Annotated in this window: 26 protein-coding genes; 12 read left to right on the top strand and 14 right to left on the bottom strand. The window is 50.0% G+C overall.

The features are described from left to right. The first annotated feature begins 101 nt into the window (after window positions 1-101). From pdxK to bshB2, 3 genes are read left to right on the top strand one after another with little or no spacing between them, the layout of a single operon-like run. Window positions 102-926, top strand: a complete 825-nt coding sequence (gene pdxK, locus KNO73_RS10640) for a pyridoxine/pyridoxal/pyridoxamine kinase (RefSeq protein WP_015880484.1) — start codon at window positions 102-104, stop codon at window positions 924-926. A 55-nt stretch (window positions 927-981) separates the two neighbouring features. Further along, window positions 982-1,353: a YojF family protein gene (locus KNO73_RS10635; protein WP_074034952.1), complete on the top strand. Its 372-nt coding sequence runs from the start codon at window positions 982-984 to the stop codon at window positions 1,351-1,353. After that, window positions 1,350-2,000: a bacillithiol biosynthesis deacetylase BshB2 gene (gene bshB2 / locus KNO73_RS10630; RefSeq protein ID WP_214688886.1), complete on the top strand. Its 651-nt coding sequence runs from the start codon at window positions 1,350-1,352 to the stop codon at window positions 1,998-2,000. The genes KNO73_RS10635 and bshB2 overlap by 4 nt, the downstream gene beginning before the upstream one ends. A gap of 162 nt (window positions 2,001-2,162) precedes the next feature. On the opposite strand, the gene KNO73_RS10625 is transcribed toward bshB2, so the two are convergent. The 5 genes from KNO73_RS10625 to nhaC all read right to left on the bottom strand — a co-directional run bounded on the left by KNO73_RS10625 (window position 2,163) and on the right by nhaC (window position 6,988). After that, window positions 2,163-2,996: an undecaprenyl-diphosphate phosphatase gene (locus KNO73_RS10625; protein ID WP_214685121.1), complete on the bottom strand. Its 834-nt coding sequence runs from the start codon at window positions 2,994-2,996 to the stop codon at window positions 2,163-2,165. A 115-nt stretch (window positions 2,997-3,111) separates the two neighbouring features. Continuing rightward, window positions 3,112-4,182: an MFS transporter gene (locus KNO73_RS10620; protein WP_215112471.1), complete on the bottom strand. Its 1,071-nt coding sequence runs from the start codon at window positions 4,180-4,182 to the stop codon at window positions 3,112-3,114. 165 nt (window positions 4,183-4,347) lie between these two features. Next, window positions 4,348-4,860, bottom strand: coding sequence for a type 1 glutamine amidotransferase domain-containing protein (locus KNO73_RS10615; RefSeq protein ID WP_015880479.1), 513 nt, complete (start codon window positions 4,858-4,860; stop codon window positions 4,348-4,350). An 82-nt stretch (window positions 4,861-4,942) separates the two neighbouring features. Continuing rightward, the gene (locus KNO73_RS10610) at window positions 4,943-5,527 is read right to left on the bottom strand and encodes a DNA-3-methyladenine glycosylase (RefSeq protein ID WP_078146117.1); all 585 of its coding nucleotides are present in this window, start codon (window positions 5,525-5,527) and stop codon (window positions 4,943-4,945) included. Between the two features lie 84 nt (window positions 5,528-5,611). Further along, window positions 5,612-6,988 carry a Na+/H+ antiporter NhaC gene (gene nhaC / locus KNO73_RS10605; RefSeq protein WP_215112470.1) on the bottom strand — a complete coding sequence of 459 codons (1,377 nt, stop codon included), beginning with the start codon at window positions 6,986-6,988 and terminating at the stop codon, window positions 5,612-5,614. 216 nt (window positions 6,989-7,204) lie between these two features. Here nhaC and queC point away from each other — a divergent pair, with 216 nt between their 5' ends. From queC to queF, 4 genes are read left to right on the top strand one after another with little or no spacing between them, the layout of a single operon-like run. Then, window positions 7,205-7,849 (top strand): 7-cyano-7-deazaguanine synthase QueC, encoded by a 645-nt coding sequence (gene queC / locus KNO73_RS10600; RefSeq protein ID WP_159563339.1) that lies wholly within the window; start codon window positions 7,205-7,207, stop codon window positions 7,847-7,849. Then, complete coding sequence (queD, locus tag KNO73_RS10595; RefSeq protein ID WP_214688888.1) at window positions 7,846-8,304, top strand: 6-carboxytetrahydropterin synthase QueD; 459 nt, start codon at window positions 7,846-7,848, stop codon at window positions 8,302-8,304. Before queC ends, queD begins: the two co-directional genes overlap by 4 nt. Then, window positions 8,286-8,996, top strand: coding sequence for a 7-carboxy-7-deazaguanine synthase QueE (gene queE / locus KNO73_RS10590; RefSeq protein WP_215112469.1), 711 nt, complete (start codon window positions 8,286-8,288; stop codon window positions 8,994-8,996). Before queD ends, queE begins: the two co-directional genes overlap by 19 nt. An 11-nt stretch (window positions 8,997-9,007) precedes the next feature. Further along, entirely contained in the window at window positions 9,008-9,496 is a 489-nt protein-coding gene (queF, locus tag KNO73_RS10585) for a preQ(1) synthase (protein WP_015880473.1), read from the top strand. A gap of 30 nt (window positions 9,497-9,526) precedes the next feature. Here the strand turns inward: queF and KNO73_RS10580 are convergent, their stop codons facing one another. Continuing rightward, window positions 9,527-10,183, bottom strand: a complete 657-nt coding sequence (locus KNO73_RS10580) for a TVP38/TMEM64 family protein (RefSeq protein ID WP_078146111.1) — start codon at window positions 10,181-10,183, stop codon at window positions 9,527-9,529. 110 nt (window positions 10,184-10,293) lie between these two features. On the opposite strand from KNO73_RS10580, the gene KNO73_RS10575 reads away from it, so the two are divergent. Further along, window positions 10,294-10,791 carry a hypothetical protein gene (locus KNO73_RS10575; protein ID WP_159563336.1) on the top strand — a complete coding sequence of 166 codons (498 nt, stop codon included), beginning with the start codon at window positions 10,294-10,296 and terminating at the stop codon, window positions 10,789-10,791. Between the two features lie 24 nt (window positions 10,792-10,815). Here the strand turns inward: KNO73_RS10575 and KNO73_RS10570 are convergent, their stop codons facing one another. The 3 genes from KNO73_RS10570 to KNO73_RS10560 form a co-directional block, all read right to left on the bottom strand. After that, window positions 10,816-11,283 (bottom strand): hypothetical protein, encoded by a 468-nt coding sequence (locus KNO73_RS10570; protein WP_215112468.1) that lies wholly within the window; start codon window positions 11,281-11,283, stop codon window positions 10,816-10,818. A gap of 87 nt (window positions 11,284-11,370) precedes the next feature. Then, entirely contained in the window at window positions 11,371-11,916 is a 546-nt protein-coding gene (locus KNO73_RS10565) for a GNAT family N-acetyltransferase (RefSeq protein ID WP_015880469.1), read from the bottom strand. Further along, window positions 11,888-12,652, bottom strand: a complete 765-nt coding sequence (locus tag KNO73_RS10560) for a TrmH family RNA methyltransferase (RefSeq protein WP_214685110.1) — start codon at window positions 12,650-12,652, stop codon at window positions 11,888-11,890. Before KNO73_RS10560 ends, KNO73_RS10565 begins: the two co-directional genes overlap by 29 nt. A 221-nt stretch (window positions 12,653-12,873) precedes the next feature. Here KNO73_RS10560 and KNO73_RS10555 point away from each other — a divergent pair, with 221 nt between their 5' ends. From KNO73_RS10555 to KNO73_RS10545, 3 genes are all read left to right on the top strand, one after another. After that, window positions 12,874-14,502 (top strand): PTS transporter subunit IIBC, encoded by a 1,629-nt coding sequence (locus KNO73_RS10555; RefSeq protein ID WP_078146107.1) that lies wholly within the window; start codon window positions 12,874-12,876, stop codon window positions 14,500-14,502. Between the two features lie 51 nt (window positions 14,503-14,553). Further along, complete coding sequence (locus KNO73_RS10550; protein WP_214685106.1) at window positions 14,554-15,345, top strand: endonuclease/exonuclease/phosphatase family protein; 792 nt, start codon at window positions 14,554-14,556, stop codon at window positions 15,343-15,345. A gap of 117 nt (window positions 15,346-15,462) precedes the next feature. Then, a complete protein-coding gene (locus tag KNO73_RS10545) occupies window positions 15,463-16,641 on the top strand; it encodes an MFS transporter (RefSeq protein ID WP_015880465.1) in 1,179 nt (392 codons plus the stop codon). A gap of 34 nt (window positions 16,642-16,675) precedes the next feature. Here the strand turns inward: KNO73_RS10545 and KNO73_RS10540 are convergent, their stop codons facing one another. Then, on the bottom strand, window positions 16,676-17,380 hold the full coding sequence (locus tag KNO73_RS10540) for an alpha/beta hydrolase (protein ID WP_078146105.1): 705 nt from the start codon (window positions 17,378-17,380) through the stop codon (window positions 16,676-16,678). Between the two features lie 73 nt (window positions 17,381-17,453). Here KNO73_RS10540 and KNO73_RS10535 point away from each other — a divergent pair, with 73 nt between their 5' ends. Further along, the gene (locus tag KNO73_RS10535) at window positions 17,454-18,719 is read left to right on the top strand and encodes a purine/pyrimidine permease (RefSeq protein ID WP_214688895.1); all 1,266 of its coding nucleotides are present in this window, start codon (window positions 17,454-17,456) and stop codon (window positions 18,717-18,719) included. A gap of 22 nt (window positions 18,720-18,741) precedes the next feature. On the opposite strand, the gene KNO73_RS10530 is transcribed toward KNO73_RS10535, so the two are convergent. From KNO73_RS10530 to KNO73_RS10515, 4 genes are read right to left on the bottom strand one after another with little or no spacing between them, the layout of a single operon-like run. After that, window positions 18,742-19,134 (bottom strand): RDD family protein, encoded by a 393-nt coding sequence (locus tag KNO73_RS10530; protein WP_214685099.1) that lies wholly within the window; start codon window positions 19,132-19,134, stop codon window positions 18,742-18,744. Next, window positions 19,131-19,778, bottom strand: coding sequence for an NAD(P)H-binding protein (locus tag KNO73_RS10525; RefSeq protein ID WP_215112467.1), 648 nt, complete (start codon window positions 19,776-19,778; stop codon window positions 19,131-19,133). Before KNO73_RS10525 ends, KNO73_RS10530 begins: the two co-directional genes overlap by 4 nt. Window positions 19,779-19,812: 34 nt before the next feature. Further along, window positions 19,813-21,117, bottom strand: a complete 1,305-nt coding sequence (locus KNO73_RS10520) for a nucleobase:cation symporter-2 family protein (RefSeq protein ID WP_215112466.1) — start codon at window positions 21,115-21,117, stop codon at window positions 19,813-19,815. Next, window positions 21,114-21,695, bottom strand: coding sequence for a xanthine phosphoribosyltransferase (locus tag KNO73_RS10515; RefSeq protein ID WP_215112465.1), 582 nt, complete (start codon window positions 21,693-21,695; stop codon window positions 21,114-21,116). The genes KNO73_RS10520 and KNO73_RS10515 overlap by 4 nt, the downstream gene beginning before the upstream one ends. Between the last annotated feature and the right edge of the window lie 67 nt (window positions 21,696-21,762).

Raw genomic sequence — 21,762 nt, 5'->3', positions numbered from 1 at the left:
TCTGAAAAGTTATGAACACGTCTCGTAATCCTTGCATTTGTCGGAATAGGAAAAAGTCGTTATAGTGAAACTATCCAAACAGACAAAGGGGATGGACGATTATGACGATGAAAAAAGCATTGACGATTGCCGGTTCTGACACAAGTGGTGGCGCGGGAATCCAAGCCGACCTCAAAACGATGGAAGAACTCGGTGTGTATGGTATGACAGCCTTGACGGTCATCGTGGCACAAGACCCACATAACGCATGGAATCACGAAGTCTTTCCAATCGACACGACCTTGATTGAGAAACAAATCGATACGGTGCTCGCTGGAATTGGAGTCGATGCAGTGAAGACAGGTATGCTCCCGACACCTGAAATCATCGAACTCGCAGCACGGAAGATTAAAGAATACGGCATCCAGAATGCCGTCGTCGATCCGGTCATGGCATGTAAAGGTGCGGATGAGATTCTTGATCCGAACGTTGCGGTCGCGATGCGTCAACACCTCGTACCAGTCGCAAAAATCATCACACCGAACTTATTCGAGGCGCGTATGCTCGCTGGCCTTGATAAAACACCCGCAACGATGGACGAAATCAAAGAAGCCGCTCGTTTAATCCACGAACTCGGCGCAGAGATCGTCATCGTCAAAGTCGGTGGCAAACTCGGATTCGATACCGCATTCGACGTCTTGTACGACGGAAACGAATTCCGCCTTCTTGAAAGTGAAAAAATCGAGCCTGCGTTCACACACGGCGGCGGATGTACGTTCTCTTCTGCCATCGCAGCCTCACTCGCCAACGGTCACACGGTCGAAGAAGCGATTGAAATCGGAAAAGAGTTCATCACAGAAGCCGTTCGTCATTCATTCCGTCTCAACCAATACGTTGGACCGACGAACCATACCGGATACCGTAAAAAAGTAGCAACACAATCGTAAACAGATGACCCGGAACTACGTGTTTCGGGTCATCCTTTCCATTGGAGGGACAGACGTGAAAGCAATTCAACCTGATCACATTCAGCACTATTTAGACAATCACGTCGCGACACCACTTTTCGTCCATGTCGAGACGACGAACGGTGCCTACGCGACACACAATGACCCGGACTTTCATAACGCCGGGATGTTTATCCGTAATGCCAAAATCGAATACAGCATCGGTCAAATTAAAGGAAATGGTCCCTATCGTGTCGGTTTAAAACTCGATCACGGTTGGCTCTATGTCGAGGGATTGACCGACTATGAAATGCACGAGGAACAGTTGTTACTCGCCGGTCACGATCGTCTCGGTCGTCTCGCATGTGCGCTGCACATCGATATCAAGCCGCTCCCACAAGGCGCATCGGAGGTGGAGAATCAATGAATGGACCGTTACTCGTCATCTTCCCACACCCGGACGATGAGGCGTTCAGCTCGGCCGGAACGATTATCCAACATCGTCAAAAAGGAGTGCCCGTCACATATGTCTGTTTGACGCTCGGTGAAATGGGACGTAATATGGGTTCCCCAATCTTTACGACACGTGAAGAACTACCAAAAATTCGAAAACATGAACTCGAAGAAGCCTGTCGCATGATGGGCATCGAGGACCTGCGCATGTGGGGTCTTCGTGACAAGACCGTCGAGTTTGAGGACGAGGCCGAGCTCGCTAGCCGTTTCCGTACATTGATTGACGAAGTGAAGCCGGAAACCGTGATCTCGTTCTATCCAGGATATGCCGTCCACCCGGATCATGAAGCGACAGCCCGTGCCGTCGTACGTGCACTTCAAGAGATGGGCGAGACGCGTCCTGAGTTCTTAGGTGTCGCCTTCGACCGCCGCACAGAAGAGGAACTCGGACAACCGCACGTCATCGTCGATGTAACGGAAGAGAGCAAACAGAAGAAAGATGCCCTGTTTGCTCACCGGTCTCAGACAGAAGGTCTTCTTCGTGCGATCGATAACGCAGAAAACGCCCACGTCATGGAGTTACTCCAACGTGAGCGCTTCTATCATTATCCGTTCTCATGATTCATAGGCTAGACGAGTCATATAAAGCAATGCCCCAACGGTCCCAAGACCGATTAACGTTCCGAATACTACAACGATTTGTCCCATGTTTTCACCTCTTCTAGACTGTACGAACAATTCCATTCATTGGTTTCAAACACGTGCCATTCGCACGTGTTTTTTTCAGAAGTAAAGTACGTAAATCACAACAGCCAATACGATTCGATAAATCGCAAACGGCATCAATTTTACTTTGTTGATCAATTTCAAAAAGAATTTAATCGAAAGAAGTGCGAATAAAAATGCGCTGACGAAGCCGACGACAAACACGGGTAGCGTATCGAGCGTGAAATACGTCCACTTGCTATAGAGTGACAATGCACTCGCTCCAAACATGATTGGTACCGCCATGATGAACGTAAAATCTGCCGCTGCCCGGTGACTCATTCCGAGGAGAACCCCTCCAGAAATCGTTGAACCGGACCTTGAGAACCCTGGCCATAGCGAAAAACATTGAATCAAGCCGACACCAAGTGCTTGCTTATACGTGATGTCATCGAGCGTAGCGGTCGTCTGACGCTTCACACCGGATAAATCTGCGGCAATCATAAAGAACGCACCGACGACTAACCCAATCAACACCGTCTTGACCGAGAAGAGATGTGTATCGATGTAGTCCTCAAACAGTACACCGAGGACGCCAGCAGGCAGCAATCCGATCAAAATATGTACGAGATTGAATTGGCGTGTGGTTCCGCTTTGCCTTAGAGTGAGCAAAGACTTCGGATTCAGTAACGTTTTGAACCGGTCCCGAAAGACGACCACGACCGCTAAAATCGATCCTAATTGAATGACGATTTTAAACGTGTTCGCTACTTCCTGCCCTAAAAACTGACTCGAATTCAACCAGAGACCATCCACGAGAATCATATGACCGGTCGACGAGACCGGGGCAAATTCCGTCAATCCCTCGACGACACCTAATAAAAATCCTACAAATAATTCATACCATTCCACATTGTTTCTCCTATTGATTCATCAAGATTGTTCTCATCATACACTTCTCGACACAATCTTTCGTCCGTCTTAAGACGTAAAAACAGACATGGCTTATGACCCATGTCTGTAAAGATTAGCGGATAGTCGCATGAACGAACCAAACGACAAGCCCGATTAAGATGAACGCCAAAAATAGCGACGCTGTCGTTCCTACAATAAAGACAAACCCCAACACAAGGATACCGAGATGCCATAGCATCGAGACAGATGATTCGGTCGTCGCTCGGATATCGGAAGGCACCTGATGATGCAAGAGCCCAAAATAGAGTGGCTCCATTGCACCATACAATAGAGCTAGGAGTCCCATCACACCGATTCCAATCGGACTCGGGAACAACCCGACGATGAGAAATCCACCGCCCATTAACCAACCGAACCCGTTTAACCAACACTTGGATGACGCAAATCGTATAAGCGTCCCCGCAAAAAGTTGACCAGGTAACTGAATCAAAAGCAGGACGCTTGAAATGGCACCGAACCAATAGATTGGGATGGATACATCACGTGCATACAGTTGCCAGAACTCATCGATGAAATTGAATGCGGACACGGCTGCCAAAAATCCGATGGTGACGTTACGAATGGATGTGTGCGACCACACAAATTGAAATCCTTTCAACAAGTGCCGCCACGTCAATCGGTCTTCTCCTTCGCCATGAACGGGTTCAACGAGAAATAAGCTACACACGGTCGCCATCAATAAACTGAGAATGGAAAGTCTGTAGTTCCACTCCAATGGAAGGTACTGAGCCAACATACTGCCACTCCATGCCGCCGTCACAGCGGCCATAATCCCAATCGCGTTCAGTTTTCCAAGAACCCGTTCGAACGACGACGCTTCATGACTTTCTTGTAAGGACTCGTATAGCAGCGCATTCTCAGCCCCACTTCGAATGACCGACCCAACGGCCGAACAGCTGATGGCGACAAAAAATCCGCTGAAGGTGAACGAGTATAACAAGATCCAAAACGATAACCACTCCAAGGCTACACCTGCCTGAATCAGCCGACGCCGTGTCGTTCGGTCCGCCCACACGCCGGTCGGCACCTCGAACAAGACGATGATGAGCGCATAGATCATCTCCAAGTAGACGACTTCTTGAATGGTGATGCCTCGCGATTCCCAAAACAACCGTTCAATCACGTATGCGGGAATCAGCCCTTCAAACCAACGAATCCACCCTAACCAAACAATGTTTCGACGAACTTAACTCGGTGAACGTGCTCGTTTTTTCATTTAAATCTCCTCCTTACTTGTCTATTCCCGAATACATATAAAAACCACGAGACGAATCTCGTGGTCGACGTGTTATTTCAATAAGTTGAGCATCTCGCGATTGAATGCTGGAATATCATCCGGCTGACGGCTCGTCACGAGCTGGTTTTGGCAGACGACTACTTCTTTGTCCGCATATTTCGCTCCGGCATACTCCATGTCGACTTTGATCGATTTGTAGCCGGTCGCGTCACGACCTTCTAACGTCTTCGCCGTAATCAACAGCTGTGGTCCGTGACAGATGGCAAAGACAGGCTTTTTCGCATCCATGAAGGCTTTGGCGAACGAGACGAAACGCTCGTCCTCACGCAACAAGTCAGGTGAGAATCCGCCCGGCAAGAGAAGGGCATCAAAATCTTCTGGCGATACATCGTCAATCGATTGGTCGATGTTCACTTTCGCCTCCCCTTGTTTCCCTTCTACCGTATTACCCGCTTTCTTCTCGATCGTCACGACATCATGTCCCGCATCCACCAATGCGTCACGGGGACCCGTGAATTCTACATCTTCAAACATATCCGTAATGAGCGTTGCTACTTTTGCCATATCCTAAACACTCCCTTTGTTTGTTTTATGCACATAGGGACTGTTCCACTGGCATGAATCACTTAAACATCTCAAGTGGCATTCAACGGAATTTCGAGACGTATGGATTGTCGCGTTCAAAGAAGCGATACGGGTAGTCACGTGCCTCGCCCGTGTTCGGGATCCCGATACGGGGACCCGCCTCAATCACTACTCCTGCCTCACCCTCCGCGATGTAGAGTGGGTCTTGTTGAAAGGAATGGCCGTATAGATCCATTGTGATTCCGAGTGCTTTCGTCAACTTCCCTGGTCCGTTCGTCTGGTCATATCGCTTCACTCCGGGACGGTTCGAAGCAATCCATTCATGTCCTTGAATCGGTTCGACGGCTCGAATCAACACGGCTTCCGGTGTACCAACCGGACCACTGACCACGTTCAGGAGCGTATGTGTATGCATTTGATACGTGTATACATGCCCAGGTTGTCCGAACATGACTTCCGTTCGTTTCGTTCGACGCCCTCCGAAGCTATGCGCCGCCCGGTCGATGGCACCGAGGTAAGCCTCTGTCTCGACAATCTTCGCGATGATGTCACCTTCTGGATGTCGCCGCACCAAATATTGACCGAGTAAGGCGCGTGCCAATTCGAGTGTCGGTTGTTCATAAAATGCTAGATCGAGTCGCTTCATGGTTCCACCTCCGTTTCTCCTATTTTCTCAAAAGTCATATGTTGCACACAAAAAAGATGCCCTGCATGGCAGGACACCTCGATATTATGATGCGATTTTTAGCGATTCACGTTGCTTCCCCAATCGGACGTATCCCAAGATGATGGAGAAGACCGGGCTGAGCCAGAGGAAGAACGCAAATGGTGCGTATTCCAATACAGGCACGCCGAGTGTCGCTGCGAAGAACGCTCCGGAGACACCCCAAGGTATGAGCGGGTTGATGACGGTCCCGCCATCTTCAAGTGCCCGTGACAAGTAGCGCGGGTCGATCCCACGATCGATAAACCCTTGCTTGAACGCCTGACCCGGCAAGAGAATCGACAAGTACTGTTCTCCCGCGAGCAAGTTGACACCGATTGAACTGAGGACAACTGATAGGACCGAGCTCCCTGGTGACTTCAAACGCTCGAGCAACGATTCAACGATGGCTTGGAAGATACCGAGTTCACGTAATAAGCCACCGAACGCGAGGGCGATCAAGACGAGACTGACCGACCAGAGCATCGATTCAAGACCACCTTTATCGAGTACATTCGCAATCAATTCATTTTCGACATCTGACTTAAAGCCCGACTGCATGACACCGAGCCAGTTCGAGATGCTCCAGTTGCCTTGAACAAAACCGGCCGTCAACACACCGGCGAACATCCCAACAAGCATCGTCGGCAAGACCGGCATCCGACGGAACGCAAGCACTGCGACGAGCACAGGGGCAATCAACGTGAGCCATGAGAGGTCAAACCGTCCGCTGAGCGCGGCTTGCGCCTCTGCAATTTGTACCGTGTCGGCAGTTTGACCGCTACGTCCGAGGAACGTGAATAAAATCAACGTGATGATGAACGCTGGAATCGTCGTCCCCATCATGAAGCGAATGTGGTCGAACAGTTTGACACCCGCCACTGCCGGCGCAAAGTTCGTCGTATCCGACAACGGGCTCATCTTGTCTCCGAAGAGGGCACCCGATACGATCGCACCTGCGGCGAGCGCCGGCGAGATGCCTAGTGCCGTCCCGATTCCAAATAAGGCGACACCGACCGTTCCGACGGTTGTAAAGGCGCTTCCTGTGAAGGTCGAGACGATCATCGTGATTAATAAAACACTCGGTAAGAACCATTCAGCAGAGATTGTATTTAGACCGATGGAGAGGATCGTCGCGACCGTCCCGGACATTTGCCATACTCCGATGAGCATCCCAATCAACAACAAAATCAACACCGGCATGATCGCTTCACGAATTCCGTTGATCATCGCCGTTTCAATCTGTTTGAAGTCGCGTGAACGATAATACGCATATCCACCTACTATTACCATTGTGCCAAAAATCGCCATATGTGGCGTCGCTTTGGCCAAAAACATCAGTGCGAGCAAGGTAATCCCGCTCATCAACACGACGAATACAGCTTCTTTTCCTTTCATCTGCATCGACGTCCCCTCCTTTCGTTATATCTTCTTTATTTATTATTTCACCTAACCGCTTAAACGCTTTTATGCACAAAAGCATGTCAGCGATGTTTTTTACTATACTCGCTTCCTTTCTCCCTGTCAAACGTCTTTTATGATAAATTATATGCTTGAGGGTGACCTCCGGAGTTCGTAACCTCCTCCGACATCAAAACTAGCGAAAAGGAAGTGTGCTTCATGCAACACGAAAAAGCATTGGTCGTCTTTAGTGGTGGCCAGGATTCAACCACTTGCCTGTTTTGGGCAAAACAACAATTCTCTCATGTGGAGGCGGTGACGTTCGCATATGGTCAACGCCATGATGCGGAAATCGAAGTCGCCAAAGAAATTGCGACAGAACTCGATGTCCCACACCACATCCTCGATTTGTCCCTACTCGGACAACTCACATCGAACGCGCTCACGAGACACGATCTCGACATCGACAATGCGGACGTCCCAAACACGTTCGTCGATGGACGCAACCATCTATTCTTATCGTTTGCGGCCGTCATGGCCAAACAACTCGGTATGCATCACATCGTGACCGGTGTATGTGAAACGGACTTTTCAGGTTACCCGGATTGCCGAGACCAATTCATCAAATCACTCAATGTGACACTCAATTTAGCGATGGATTATCCATTTGTCATCGACACACCGCTCATGTGGCTCGATAAAAAAGAGACGTGGGCACTCGCCGACGAGCTCGGTGCCTTTGACTACGTCAAAGAACGCACGCTCACTTGCTACAACGGTGTCATCGGTTCAGGTTGTGGAGAATGTCCGGCGTGTAAGCTTCGTCAAAACGGACTTACAGCTTACGAGGAGGTGCGCGTATGAAACATGCTCCATTCCTCGCTCCGACCAGTGTCGAATCAAAGCAAGAAGGCTCGCTCATCTACTGTCCGCATCGCGTTCAAATCGTCAAAGAAGTGACGTTCGACGCAGCGCACCATCTCTTTGACTATGACGGCAAATGTCGTGCCCTTCATGGTCATACGTATAGGCTCCAGATGGGTGTCAGCGGCTTTCTCGACAATCGCGGCATGACGCTCGACTTCGGTGACTTGAAAAAGATCTTCAAAGAAGAGCTTGAGCCATATCTCGACCATCGCTATTTGAACGAGTCACTCCCTTATATGAATACAACTGCAGAAAACATGTGCTATTGGATTTTTGAACAGTTGGCGACACATCTGCCAAATGAACGCGACGTCCGTGTCGAATTCGTCCGTCTGTACGAAACGCCGACGTCTTACGCTGAGTTCCGCCGTGAATGGTTGGTGGAATCGTGAAAATCCCTGTTTTAGAAGTGTTCGGACCGACCTTCCAAGGAGAAGGCCGGGCCATCGGACAAAAGACGATGTTCGTCCGGACCGCCGGTTGCGATTATCGCTGTTCGTGGTGCGATTCCGCCTTTACGTGGGACGGTTCAGAAAAACCGGACATGCTGACAGCCGATGAGGTCATCGCTCGCCTGGATGCACTGGGTATGTACGATTATGTCACCATCTCGGGTGGCAATCCGCTCCTTATCGCGGCTATGGAAGACCTGGTCGAGAAGTTGAAAGAACGTGGTGTCACACTCGCTGTCGAGACGCAAGGTAGCCGCTATCAAGACTGGCTCACACAAATCGATGACGTGACCCTCAGTCCGAAACCTCCATCGTCTGGTATGAAAACGAACTGGGAGCAACTAGACGCTATCGTCGAACAGTTGCGCCCGGAGCAGACGACATTCAAAGTCGCTGTCTTTGATGAAGCGGACCTTGCCTACGCGAAAGAAGTGCAGCAGCGCTACTCACCGGACGTCATGTATTTGTCGGCTGGTAACCCGGAGCCTGGTGCAGACGGAGACATCACCGATGCCCAGCTCCGTCGTTTGAAACAACTATGGGAAGACGTCGCACGCGACCCGTCATGGCAAAGCGTCCGCGTCCTACCACAACTACACACATTACTGTACGCCAACGAACGTGGCGTCTAAGGAGAATGAACATGAGACCAGAAGACTTACAAGACCTCTCGCTCCTCGGACAGAAGAGCGTCCCATATATTTTTGAATACACACCTGACGTCCTGGAGGCGTTCCCGAATCGTCATCCGGAGAACGACTACTTCGTGAAATTCAACGCACCCGAATTTACATCGTTGTGCCCGATCACGAACCAACCGGACTTCGCAACCATCTACATCTCGTACATCCCGGATGAGAAACTCGTCGAGTCGAAATCGTTGAAGTTGTACTTGTTCAGTTTCCGTAACCACGGTGACTTCCACGAGAACTGCATCAACGTCATCGGGAAAGATCTCGTGAAATTGATGGAACCGCGCTATCTCGAAGTGTGGGGGAAATTCACACCACGTGGCGGTATCTCAATCGATCCGTACTACAACTACGGAAAGCCAGGCACAAAATATGAAAAAATGGCAGAACACCGTCTGTTCAACCATGACCTGTATCCAGAGACGGTCGACAACCGTTAATTGAAAAGTAGGCGCTCCATCTGGAGTCGCCTACTTTTTTTGATAGCGATGAATCTGTCGCTTGATCGGTTCACGGAAAACGGTCGCAACGAGCGTCAACACGAGCATGATCCCAAATGCCAAGGCGATGAGCGTCCAATCCCCACTGGCGATACTACTCCCGAGAAAATTGTTCGCAAACGCTCCGGGAATCATACCGACGACGGTCGCAAACAGATAGGCGAGTACGTTTACTTTTGCCAAACCAGAAGCATAGCTGACCAAATCGAAATTGACGAGCGGGATGAGACGTAATATGAGGACGTAAAAGAAGCCGTCTTCTTCGATTTTACGCTGAATGGCTTCGTAATTCGTTGATTCGAAGTGATGCAGGAAACGATCGCCGAAAAAAATTGCCACATAATACGCAACAAGCGCACTCAATGTCGCCCCGATGACGGTATAGATGACGCCCGGTAACATCCCAAACGCCAAGCCGCCGGCGACCGACAAGACGGACGTCGGGAACAAGATGAGCGGACGAACGGTGAACAATAAAATGTAAATGAGCGGAGCCAACCATCCGAATTGAATGATGTAGTCCCGAATATCGCCTGGGCTTACGTCAACCCACTGATAAAGGAATGTCGCCGTCCCGAACAGGAGTAGGACGAGTGCAATCATCCATTGTATCTTCCACTTCTTCATCGTCCTCCTCCTCTCTATTTGCTTTTATTCCCGTAATCGAGGATGTCATCCACCTTTTTTCAGCCATCTCGATATGGTACGGTTAGAAAAAGCAGAAGGAGGAAATCGATATGAACCTTGCAGATGCCCTAACATTGAAACAGTTGCTCCATGAGCAAATCGATACATTGACCGAAGAGATTGAGCATGTGGCGTTCATCTCGCTTCAAGCGAATGAATCCATTCCGACCATTCAGTCTCGTTCCCTTCAAGACATCGAGATGGAACTTGAACACATTCGTCTAGACTTACGTCAGCTCGACCGTCTCATTCAAGAGGCGAACGTCCAAGCCGTTGTCGAGACGCACGACGGTCCGCTTCCGCTCGTCGAGGCAATCGAACTTGCCATTCAGTTACGTGTCCAAGCACGACTTTATGAAAAATTATCGCTTCGTCCGAAGAAAGACTATGTGCATGGGGTTGCCGTGATCAAACACGCCTTATACGATCCGGAGCTGTATCGCCTGAAAGCGCGCGATATTAAGAAGCGTGCCATTCGAATCGAAAGTGCGATTCAAGCCGTCCGTTATCAGACTGACATTGAATTTGATGCATCACGATATATGTAAAAAGCGAAGGGATTCCTTCGCTTTTTACATATGGTCATGGTGATGGTGGTGGATATCATGATGACTCGATGAAGAAGAACGTCGACGTGGTGGTGCCTCATCGGCAAATTTTTCTCCGTCTAAAATCCCGAGACGCTTATATTGACGATCGACCCGCTCTTTCGTCTCTTCGCGAACAGCGTCAGACTCCATCACCAATTGATAGCATCCGAGCGCGACACGGAACGGCTCCATGCGTGTCCGTTCAATCGAGAAGGAATCGATGCCCCGTAAATAGTCTGCTAAGCGCTCAGCCGTATCGTCGGCCGGGACATCGGCGAGCTGCGAGGCGAATTGTTGTAAGTCCTTCAATGTATTTGATGTTTTAGAGTAACTTCGACTTGATTTGATGACACCAAATGCGATAAGTCCAACAATGGTGAAAAACATGAGTGGAAAGAATAAATTGATGATCGTGAAAAATGGGTCCGCCCCAAATTCTAAAGTAGACATTTCAAATTCCCCCTTTTCTTTAAGTACGTTCATTCAGTCGAATCGGTTTCATCAAAAAAACCGCGATCACACGACCGCGGCATCCATTCAACTGTTCAGTTGTTTCTCCATCATGATGCGCGGCTCGCCATCTTCTGTGTAAGCGCCCATGATGTCATATCCGCAAAGGAGGTTCAAGATGATGACCCCTTTGTTCGTATTGCGTGCTTTCGTCCGAATCGAATGGAACCCTTGCGCTTCGACCCATTCGAGTTGCGTGTCCATCAGCTTGCGACCGATGCCATGCTTTTGGAAGTCCGGATGTACGCCGCCCGCCCAGCTATAAAACCGATAAGGCTCCGCCTCATAACCAATTTTAAAGCCAACTAGCTGCTCTTCAGAGAAAGCCAGCAGCACTAACGGATTGGCGTGCCGATACAGGCGCTCTTTAAATCGCAACTGATCGAGGTCACCGTATAACGTGCGGTACAGCCGGAAGAAGTCCTCTTCAAAATCCTTAAAGTTGTTCGTCACATCTTTTACGATAAATGAACTCGTCGTACTCATCGTGCCATCCCCTTTCAGTTTCTGGACAAAGATTCCGTACGTCTGTTCATTTCGCCGTTCATTCTGAATTTCCTGTCTCCCGTTCAAAAGCTGTGACACCTTTTTGTTTATATAGTCCTAGCGTACGCTTCGGCAAACTCTTGACCATCCAGTCTTTGAAGATGCGCGCTTGATCTTCGACCGGAAGCTCGTAGCCATCCGTCACGATATGTCGTGACCGTGTCGTGACATCGTACAAGGAAATCGCCGCCGCCACGGAGATGTTCAAACTTTGTACGTATCCTTGCATCGGAATAACAAAGTTCCCGTCCGCCTTATGAAGTGCTGTTTCCGAGACACCACTATGTTCATTCCCGAATAGCAGAACGGTCGGCTTCGACACATCCACCTCTTCGAGCGGAATTGCTTCCTCACTCAATGCCGTCGCATATACTTGATAACCGTCTTCTTTTAAAGCGTCAATCGCCTCTTCGATGGAGCCATGCTCCACGACGTCCACCCAACGGTCGGCGCTCTTGGCGATAATCGAGTTCGGTTTGAACTTCGCACGCCCTTCGACGACGTGTAACGTCTGCACCCCGAACGCATCGGCCGAACGCAATACGGCAGATTGATTGTGCGGATCGTCGACACCTTCCGTCAAAATCGTGATATGGTTCGTTCGTGTATTCAATACTTCATACATCCGTTTGATTCGATCTGGCATGAGCATCTCATATAGAGGAAGATCGTCTTCCTGCAATACACCCTTCCGCAACAACTCTTCTTTTAATTCAATCTGCTCGTCTTTCGTCAAAGCAGATGTTGTCTGTCTCCAACCCATCTTTCTCGCTCCCTTCAACCTATCATATTGTAGCTAGATTCGATTCGACTGACAAGTTCGCCTCACATCTGCTATTCTCACTTCGGAAATGAAAACAAATGAAAATAGCGAAAACGGTTGCACGAATTTATGCAATCGATTACAATTATTTATGCAAGCGATTGCACTATTGGTAGACACAAAAATAGATAAAACTCCCTCATAGGAAGGAAGCGTATAGCATGAAACAATTGATCTCATTCGATTTCTGGCAGAAACTCGGTAAGGCTTTGATGGTCGTCATCGCCGTCATGCCAGCTGCCGGTTTGATGATTTCCATCGGAAAATTGATTGGAATGTCAGCCGGAGATGTCGGTATCTTATTAACAACAGCTCGTATCATTGAAGATTTAGGTTGGGGCATCATCGTCAACTTACATATCCTCTTCGCAGTCGCGATTGGTGGTTCGTGGGCAAAAGATCGTGCCGGCGGTGCATTCGCAGCACTTCTCGCCTTCATCTTGATCAACCGTGTCACAGGTGCCATCTTCGGTGTCAACAGTGACATGCTTCAAGATCCAGAAGCGACAATCGAGTCACTCTTCGGTGCGAACCTTGTCGTCGCTGATTACTTCACATCTGTACTCGGCTCACCTGCCCTCAACATGGGTGTGTTCGTCGGGATTATCGCCGGTTTCCTCGGTGGTGCACTATATAACCGTTTCTACAACTTCAACAAGTTGCCGAACGCTCTCTCGTTCTTCAACGGGAAGCGCTTCGTACCATTCGTCGTTATCCTTGGTTCAGTCGTTGCTGCCCTCGTTCTATCGATTGTATGGCCAACCATCCAAGGTGCGCTCAACAGCTTTGGTGAATGGATTGCCACATCACGTAACACGGCGCCAGTCCTCGCTCCGTTCATTTATGGTGCACTCGAACGTCTCCTCTTACCGTTCGGTTTACACCACATGCTCACAGTACCAATGAACTACACAGAGCTCGGTGGAACATACACGATTTTAACAGGTGCGACAGCTGGATCGGTCGTTGCCGGTCAAGACCCACTCTGGTTGGCATGGGTGACGGATCTCGTCAACTTGCGTGCTGCTGGTGATACGGCCGCATACAACACGCTTCTCGCTGATGTCGTTCCAGCACGCTTCAAAGTCGGTCAAGTCATCTTGTCATTCGCTGCATTGATTGGTGCCGCGTATGCGATGTACCGCAACGTCGACGCGGATAAGAAGGCACAATACAAGCCGATGTTCTTATCAGCCGGACTCGCTGTCTTCTTGACAGGTGTCACAGAACCGATTGAATTCATGTTTATGTTCGTCGCACCAGTTCTTTATGTCGTTTACGCACTCATGGCCGGTGCTGCCTTCGCATTGGCAGATATCATCGACTTACGTGTACACGCTTTCGGTGCAATCGAACTCTTGACGCGCATTCCGATGATTGTCAAAGCAGGACTTCTTCAAGACTTGATCAACTTCGTGCTCGTCTCTGTCGTGTTCTTCTTCCTCAACTTCGGTGTCTTCAACTTCTTCATTAAGAAGATGAACCTACCGACGCCAGGACGTAACGGGAACTACATGGAAGAAACGACAGAAAAATCATCCGTTACAGGTAACGAACAAGTCATGGGGATTATCGCACTTCTCGGTGGGGAAGAAAACATTGAGGATGTCGACGCATGTATGACTCGTCTTCGTGTGACCGTTAAAGACGTTACACTCGTCTCTGACGAACAAGAATGGAAGAAAAATGGCGCTATGGGTCTTATCGTGAAAGACCGTGGAGTCCAAGCCATCTATGGCCCGAAAGCCGACGTATTGAAATCAGACATTCAAGACGTCATCGGTGCATAATCTACTGGCCAACTCGCTCGAGAGTTGGCCTTTTTCTAAAGGAGGACTATCGTGAATATTTTAACGCTCAATTGTCATGCCTGGTTAGAAGACCGCCAACAAGAGAAAATCGACGCGATTGTCGAACGTATCGCAAGCGAAGAGTATGACTTCATCGCGCTTCAAGAAGTCAATCAACATAAAGAGGCCCCCCTCATCTATGGGAACATCCGTGAAAACAACTTCGCACACGTCCTCGTCGAGCGCCTGAAAGAGTTAGATCTTCACTATCACATGACATGGGACTTTGCCCATTACGGATATGACATTTACGAGGAAGGCGTCGCCATTTTGTCACGGACACCGTTTCTATCGACCGAGTCGTTCTTCGTATCCAAGACGACGGACCCTGACAATTACAAGTCCCGTAAAATTGTCAAAGCCGTGATTGAAGGTCTTGAAACGCCGACGACCGTCTACTCGTGTCACCTCGGATGGTGGCATGACGAAGAGGAGCCAGTGAAGCATCAACTCGACGAACTACTGCGTCGCGTCGAGCATGACGACCATGCGCTCCTACTCGGTGATTTCAACAACGATGCCTTCATTCGAGGCGAGGGATACGATTATTTGATGGAGAATGGGCTTCAAGACTTGTTCCATCTCGCAACGGAACGCGAAGGTGATGCGACCGTCCAAGGGAAAATCGCCGGATGGGATGAAAACAAGAAATCGCTACGCATCGACTTGATGTTGACGAATGCACCCATTCACGTCTCCCGTCATGCTGTCGTCTTCGACGGCGAAAACGGACCTGTCGTCTCCGACCACGCCGGTGTCGAAGCCACAGTGTTTTGGCGTTGATGCACCTTTTTCTTCCGACTTGGGAGAAAAGGGTTTTTCTTTTGGGGAAAATCTTGTAACGTGAGAGGAGACTGATGTCTAACTACTAATGAATGAAATAGAAAGAAGTGTTTGAACATGAAGACAAGCTCGCTCAGTCGAAGCGACTGGACTTTAGTTTTATCCCTATCCTTATTAACCTTCGTTCTCGGAACGAGTGAATTTGTCATCGTCGGCATTTTGCCTGATATCGCAAGCGGTCTATCCATTTCCATCGCGACAGCAGGAAGTCTCGTATCGGCATTCGCCATCAGCTTTGCCGTCGGCACGCCAATCACGATGTCCTTGACGAGCCATCTTCCAAAACGTAAATTGATGCTCGGCTTGACGATTCTCTTCACCGTCCTGAACTTATTAAGCAGTCTCGCTCCCATGTATGAGTGGTTACTCGTCTTGCGCATGCTGACGGCCGTCGTCACAGGTGTCTTGATCTCGCTTGCCATGCTCGTCGCCAGCGAGAGCGTCCCTCCGGCAAAACGGGGCGTGGCCGTGTCCTTTATTTTCGGTGGCTTTACAATGGCCAACGTGTTCGGGGTTCCGATCGGAACGTTCATCGGACAACAGGCAGGATGGGAGTCCACGTTCTGGTTGACGACTCTGCTCGGTGCAGTCGCCTGGATTGCCATTTATCGTGTCTTGCCGAATCAATTGTCTCAAGAAAAAGCATCACTCCGTGAACAAATGGCACTCCTGACGAATCCACGTATCTTGATCGCCTTCTTAATTCCGGCGTTCGGTTTCGGGGCGACGTATGTCGTATATACGTATCTCGTACCGATTTTAAAAGATGTACTCGGTGTACCGGTCGCTTGGGTCAGTCCGATTTTATTCGCCTACGGATTCATCTCGATCTTCAGTAATATCGCTGCCGGAAAGATCGCCAGTCACAATCCGATCGGACGCTTACGGTTCGTCTTTCTCGTCCAGGCATTCGTCCTGGCCGCGTTATTCGTGACGACGTCGAATGTGACGCTCGGTCTCCTCAATATCGCCCTCATGTCGTTCATGGCGATTTTATTGACGACATCGACTCAGATTTATTTGATCGATTTGGCGGAGAAGTTCAATCCGAACGCCAAAGGTCTCGCCTCATCACTTATGCCTGTGGCGAGTAACGTCGGAATCGGACTTGGTTCCGCTCTTGGTGGTGTCGTCTACGCGACGAGCCCTATCATGACGCTCGCGCTCGTCGGTGGTTTGGTCGCCCTCGTCACAGCCGGGTTGACCGCAGTCAGTTATTCACTCGATCAACGCTAAAACGTGCACACCTCGATGAAGGTGCGCACGTTTTTTATAACCATTCGAGAATCGCCGATAGGACTTCGTCGAGTTGTTCTTTCGATGTGAGCGGACTTTCCTGATCGCCTTTTTGTGGACCATACATTCCGAAGTTGGCATGATTCCCGCCTTCGATTTGTACGAATTGACTATCGGCAGGTAGGTCGCTTCGACTCGCCTCGATGTCTTCCGGGACAGCCAATCCATCCAACTCACCCGAGATGGATAGCACGCGTAAGTCACTATCGACCATCGAGCTGATCGGATATGATGCGAGGAAAATGACACCTTCTACCGACTCTTGATGCTCAAGCGCGTAACCCGACGCCGCCGAACCTCCGAGTGAATGACCGGCTACGATCCAGCGTTCAATCTCCGGATGTGCCTCGATGATTGGATCGGCTGCGTCGATATCTAAAATGCCTAAGTTGAGTCGAAGCGACGGAATGGCGACGAAATACCCTTCCTCGGCTAAACGTGTTCCATAATACGCATACGCCTCTTTCTCCACTTTCGCCCCTGGATAAAGAATGATTCCGACCTCACTCGTCGGATCTCCAAACTCGAGACGGTTGTCGACCACTTTCCCCTCTTCGGCATACCGTGTCGCTTCATCGGTCGGTTCGTACGTGAACTGCGTCCAAATTAAAAAGCCTGCTACCGCGATGATTAGCAATCCTACGATTGAGAGTGCGGTCCACTTGAAGAATTTCTTCATTATATAGCCTCCATTTGCATCCACTTCATCATAACGTTACACTAATAAGAAAAAGCATGATCAGGGGGACACCATGACCAGAAGTAATATAACCACGACGATTCAGTGGTTTATTTTTATTTTAGCTACAAATATTGTACCACCACTCTCCATCGCCGCCTTGTTTGAACTGTCACCAGATGAGACGATGACCTTTATATCCCGCTCACTTTTCATCTTCGCACTCTTCAGCATCATTCAGACGTTGCTCGGCCATCGCCTCCCGATACTCGAAGGACCTGCCGGCATTTGGTGGGGTGTCTTCACCTTATACGCCTCCATCGGTCCCGCTCTATATGGAAGTCAGCAAGAGACGCTGCAGGCACTCGGATTCATGCTGTTTTTGAGCGGAATCCTCGGTGTGTTGTTGACCGTCACCGGCATCTTAAGACGCATGCTCGCCCTGTTTACACCGCAAGTGCTCGGCGTCTATATGATTTTGCTCGTCCTTCAATTATCAGGGGCCGTCATTAAAGGTGGATTTGGGGTGACGGAAGACGGAATCAATATCATTCAGGCCGTAGCGACGGCTGGGCTCGTCTTGTTCGCACTCACGCTCGAGCAAAGTCGCTTTAAACAATATGGACTCGTCATGACGCTATTCGTCGGGTTCGGCTTGTTCCATTTACTCGACCTTGGAAATCCAATCGTTCGTTCGGAATCCTTCTTCCTCGTACCCGAACTTCTTCCGTTCGGAAATTGGGTGTGGGATTGGAACTTGTTACCGACGGCTTTCGTCATCACCCTACTTCTCATGACGAACGTCCTTGCGAACATCAAGTTGATTGAGCGCATCGTCAGTTCTCGCGAAAAACGAGAAATCAAAGGAAACGTTCCCGCATCGGGTGTCGCCAGTGGCGTCAGTCAAATCGTGGCTGGTCTGTTCGGCACACCGGGTCCTGTCGCCATCTCCGGGACAGCTGGTTTCCTCTCTTCGACGGAGAGCGTCCAGCGTGCTCCGCATTTGGTTGCCCACGCCCTCATGATGGGGTTAGCACTCATCGGTCCATTCGTCTCGTTGATTGCGAGCATCCCGGCCGCTGTCGGTTATGCAATCGTGACACCGCTCATTGCAACGATGATCATCATCGGAATCAATGAGGCGGCCTTTGAATTGAAGCAGTCCACGGCATCTCTCACAGTCGGACTCCCGCTCGTCATCGGTGCCGGGGCGATGTTATTACCACCCGGTTCAATGAATGACCTGCCACCGCTTCTTGCGACCGTCTTCTCTAACGGGCTTGTTCTCGGAACAATTGTCGCCTTAACAACTGCCATCTTAAGTAAAATCAAGGATTGAAAAAAAGAACTGGCCATATTGGTCAGTTCTTTTCACGTACATGCATATGGTAACGGGCATCGTGCGGTAAAACAGCGCCTTCTTCTTGTTCGAAATGCGCACGGTCTTTCCAATAACGAACGACTGACGAAGTATCACGATGCAGGGCGCGTTGTAGCGCTTGTTTTGCCGTGACAGGCGTTTCGTCATCGTTTGTCAATTCAAGTCCCATCAGTTTATAACCGATTGTTTGTCCACCCCGACTCATTTGCCAGGCTTCCATGGCATATGTCAGTAGTGTCGGTGTGATGACCGCATGCACGAACTCGCTCTTTACTTTCTTTCGCACGAGCTGTTCTACGCCCACGCTGACAAGACCTGCAATGACACTGTCAATCATGACTGCTTTGGTTCGTTTTTTTGTCAATGGATTCATCGGCTCATCCTCTGCATCATCCCTGACGTCAACACTTCGATTCCTTCGCCTTCTTCAGACGCCATAATCAAGGCACGCGCGACATGAAGCGCCTGAATCGGTGCGACTTCCGGTGTCTTCTCAAGCAAGATTGACTGGAACGGTCGACTGATGACCTCGGCCGCCTTCTCCCCGAAGCGGAATGAATCACGCTCTCCGAGTAACAGAGAAGGACGGGCGATAATCAAGTGATGGAAGTTGAAAATACGTAACGCGTTCTCAAGCTCCCCTTTCACACGGTTGTAAAAGAAAGTCGAACGCAACGATGCGCCTTGTGCCGATACGACCGCATAGCGCGTCGCACCGTGTGCCTTGGCGACACGGGCGACTTCAAGTGGTAATTCTAAATCAACTTGTTTGAACGCTTCTTGCGAGCCAGCTACCGCAATCGTTGTGCCGAGCGCACAGTACACGTCGTCGATCTGTGGAAGGGATGAATCCATCTCCTCGAAACCGACGATCTCATGTAACTTCGGATGTCTCCAACGCTTCGAGCGACGGACAACGATCCAGACAGCATCATAACGGTCACTCTCTAACAACTGTTCAACCAATTCGCGGCCAATCAAACCGGTCGCGCCTACGACAAGTGCAGTTTTCCCCATTCGTGACTCCTCCTAGACTACTATTTCCTTCAGTCTAGCTGACTTGCCGTTCCTCGGCAATGATTGTCCCGGGACGGAATCGGTCCATCATACTGAAAAATCCGTTCAATGCGAGCGCCGTGAATGAACCTGCCACGATAGCACTATCCGTGAACAACTGCAGCCACTCCGGCATGTTTGCGACGATGGCTGGATTGGCGGTAATACCGAGCCCAACACCGATTGAGAGGGCAATGGTGATCAAGTTCTCGTTTTTCGAAAAATCGACCTGGCTCAGAATTCGAATGCCGGAAGCAGCGACCGTTCCGAACATGACGAGCATCGCTCCCCCAAGCACAGGTTTTGGAATCAATGTCGTGAACGTAGCGACTTTCGGAAGGAAGCCGAGCAAGATGAGCAATCCACCTGTCCAGAAGATGACACGGCGCGATTTTACACCTGACAATTGAACAAGTCCGACATTTTGACTGAACGTCGTGTACGGGAAGCTGTTGAAAATCCCTCCGAGAATCGTTGCGACACCTTCCGCACGATACCCTTTCGTCAATTCGTTCGCACCAATCGGCTTTTTCGTGATATCGCTGAGCGCCAAGAATACACCTGTCGATTCAATCATCGAGATAATGGCGACGAGCGTCATGACGAGGATCGCGGACACATCAAATGTCGGCATCCCAAAGTAGAACGGTTGAACCATTTGGAACCAACCCGATTCCCGGACAGGACTGAAATCGACGAGACCGAGCGAAGCAGCAACCCCTGTTCCGATGAGGACGGCAAAGAGGACAGCAGCGGCGCGTGTGAAGACGGTCCCGACACGGTTCAAGACGAGAATGAGTAAAATCGTAAAGCCACCTAATCCTAGATTCTGCATCGATGCGAATCCAGGCTCACCTGGCATCCCGCCACCGATGTCATTGATGGCGACCGGAATCAGTGAGAGACCAATGATCGTCACGACCGAACCGAGAACGACCGGCGGGAAGAAACGTGCGAGCTTCCCGACAAATCCGGAAATGAGGATAACAATGATTCCACTGGCAATCAACGCGCCATAAATGGCCGTAATTCCATTTGCGCTTCCAATCGCGATCATCGGACCGACCGCCGTGAACGTACATCCGAGGACGACCGGCAATCCGACACCCGTAAAGCGTGTCGTCCATACTTGTAATAACGTCGCCACCCCACACATGAATAAATCAATTGCGACAAGATAGGCGAGTTCGGTTGGACCAAGCCCGATGGCACCCCCGACGATGAGTGGAACGATTGCCGCTCCCGTGTACATGGCGAGCAGATGCTGAAATCCGAGACTTGCTGTCTTGAATGTATTCATCGAACGACCTCCACGAACGAGATATGGTCTTTCTCTAATTTCGCGACGCGCGCTAGCGATTCGACGCGATAACCACGCTCAATCAATTTATCGCGCCCTGGTTGGAACGATTTTTCGATGACGATGCCAACACCTGCGATTTCTGCACCTGCCGCTTCGACGAGTTGTGTCAGTCCGAGTGCCGCTTCCCCATTCGCGAGGAAGTCATCGATGACGAGAACACGTTCGCCTGGTAAGACGAAGCGTCTGCTCAAGCTAATCCGATTCGTCTCCTGTTTCGTGAACGAATAAACATCCGCTTCGACGAGGTCGTCTTGGAGCGTCAGCGATTTCCGCTTACGCGCGAATACAAACGGGACGCCCATCTCAAGCGCCGCCATCATTGCTGGGGCAATCCCACTCGATTCGAGTGTGACGATTCGGTCGATTTGAGCGTCTTTGAAACGTTCTGCGAACTCTTTGCCGATGGCTTGCATAAGTACCGGGTCGACCTGATGATTCAAGAAGGCATCGACTTTCAACACTTGGTCGGAAAGGGCCCGACCTTCTTCACGGATTTTGTCTTTTAACTGCTTCATTGTTTTCCCTCCAATAAAAAATGCGATTCGTCACCCCTCATCGGGAGGCAACGAACCGCATGGAAAT

The sequence above is a fragment of the Exiguobacterium sp. s83 genome (assembly GCF_018617095.1).
Taxonomy (GTDB): domain Bacteria; phylum Bacillota; class Bacilli; order Exiguobacteriales; family Exiguobacteriaceae; genus Exiguobacterium; species Exiguobacterium profundum.
Note: the sequence above shows the minus strand (reverse complement) of the source record. Positions and strands in the feature narration are given on the sequence as shown.

Excerpts from the sequence above, each read along its gene's own strand:
- queF (WP_015880473.1), top strand. The coding sequence starts at position 9,008 with ATGAGACCAGAAGACTTACAAGACCTCTCGCTCCTCGGACAGAAGAGC.
- KNO73_RS10525 (WP_215112467.1), bottom strand. The coding sequence starts at position 19,778 with ATGGGGAAAACTGCACTTGTCGTAGGCGCGACCGGTTTGATTGGCCGC.
- KNO73_RS10615 (WP_015880479.1), bottom strand. The coding sequence starts at position 4,860 with ATGGCAAAAGTAGCAACGCTCATTACGGATATGTTTGAAGATGTAGAA.
- KNO73_RS10515 (WP_215112465.1), bottom strand. The coding sequence starts at position 21,695 with ATGAAGCAGTTAAAAGACAAAATCCGTGAAGAAGGTCGGGCCCTTTCC.
- nhaC (WP_215112470.1), bottom strand. The coding sequence starts at position 6,988 with ATGCAGATGAAAGGAAAAGAAGCTGTATTCGTCGTGTTGATGAGCGGG.
- queD (WP_214688888.1), top strand. The coding sequence starts at position 7,846 with ATGAAACATGCTCCATTCCTCGCTCCGACCAGTGTCGAATCAAAGCAA.
- KNO73_RS10535 (WP_214688895.1), top strand. The coding sequence starts at position 17,454 with ATGACCAGAAGTAATATAACCACGACGATTCAGTGGTTTATTTTTATT.
- KNO73_RS10530 (WP_214685099.1), bottom strand. The coding sequence starts at position 19,134 with ATGAATCCATTGACAAAAAAACGAACCAAAGCAGTCATGATTGACAGT.
- KNO73_RS10560 (WP_214685110.1), bottom strand. The coding sequence starts at position 12,652 with ATGGGTTGGAGACAGACAACATCTGCTTTGACGAAAGACGAGCAGATT.
- KNO73_RS10540 (WP_078146105.1), bottom strand. The coding sequence starts at position 17,380 with ATGAAGAAATTCTTCAAGTGGACCGCACTCTCAATCGTAGGATTGCTA.
- KNO73_RS10580 (WP_078146111.1), bottom strand. The coding sequence starts at position 10,183 with ATGAAGAAGTGGAAGATACAATGGATGATTGCACTCGTCCTACTCCTG.
- KNO73_RS10555 (WP_078146107.1), top strand. The coding sequence starts at position 12,874 with ATGAAACAATTGATCTCATTCGATTTCTGGCAGAAACTCGGTAAGGCT.
- KNO73_RS10520 (WP_215112466.1), bottom strand. The coding sequence starts at position 21,117 with ATGAATACATTCAAGACAGCAAGTCTCGGATTTCAGCATCTGCTCGCC.
- KNO73_RS10575 (WP_159563336.1), top strand. The coding sequence starts at position 10,294 with ATGAACCTTGCAGATGCCCTAACATTGAAACAGTTGCTCCATGAGCAA.
- KNO73_RS10610 (WP_078146117.1), bottom strand. The coding sequence starts at position 5,527 with ATGAAGCGACTCGATCTAGCATTTTATGAACAACCGACACTCGAATTG.
- bshB2 (WP_214688886.1), top strand. The coding sequence starts at position 1,350 with ATGAATGGACCGTTACTCGTCATCTTCCCACACCCGGACGATGAGGCG.
- KNO73_RS10570 (WP_215112468.1), bottom strand. The coding sequence starts at position 11,283 with ATGTCTACTTTAGAATTTGGGGCGGACCCATTTTTCACGATCATCAAT.
- queC (WP_159563339.1), top strand. The coding sequence starts at position 7,205 with ATGCAACACGAAAAAGCATTGGTCGTCTTTAGTGGTGGCCAGGATTCA.
- pdxK (WP_015880484.1), top strand. The coding sequence starts at position 102 with ATGACGATGAAAAAAGCATTGACGATTGCCGGTTCTGACACAAGTGGT.
- queE (WP_215112469.1), top strand. The coding sequence starts at position 8,286 with ATGGTTGGTGGAATCGTGAAAATCCCTGTTTTAGAAGTGTTCGGACCG.
- KNO73_RS10545 (WP_015880465.1), top strand. The coding sequence starts at position 15,463 with ATGAAGACAAGCTCGCTCAGTCGAAGCGACTGGACTTTAGTTTTATCC.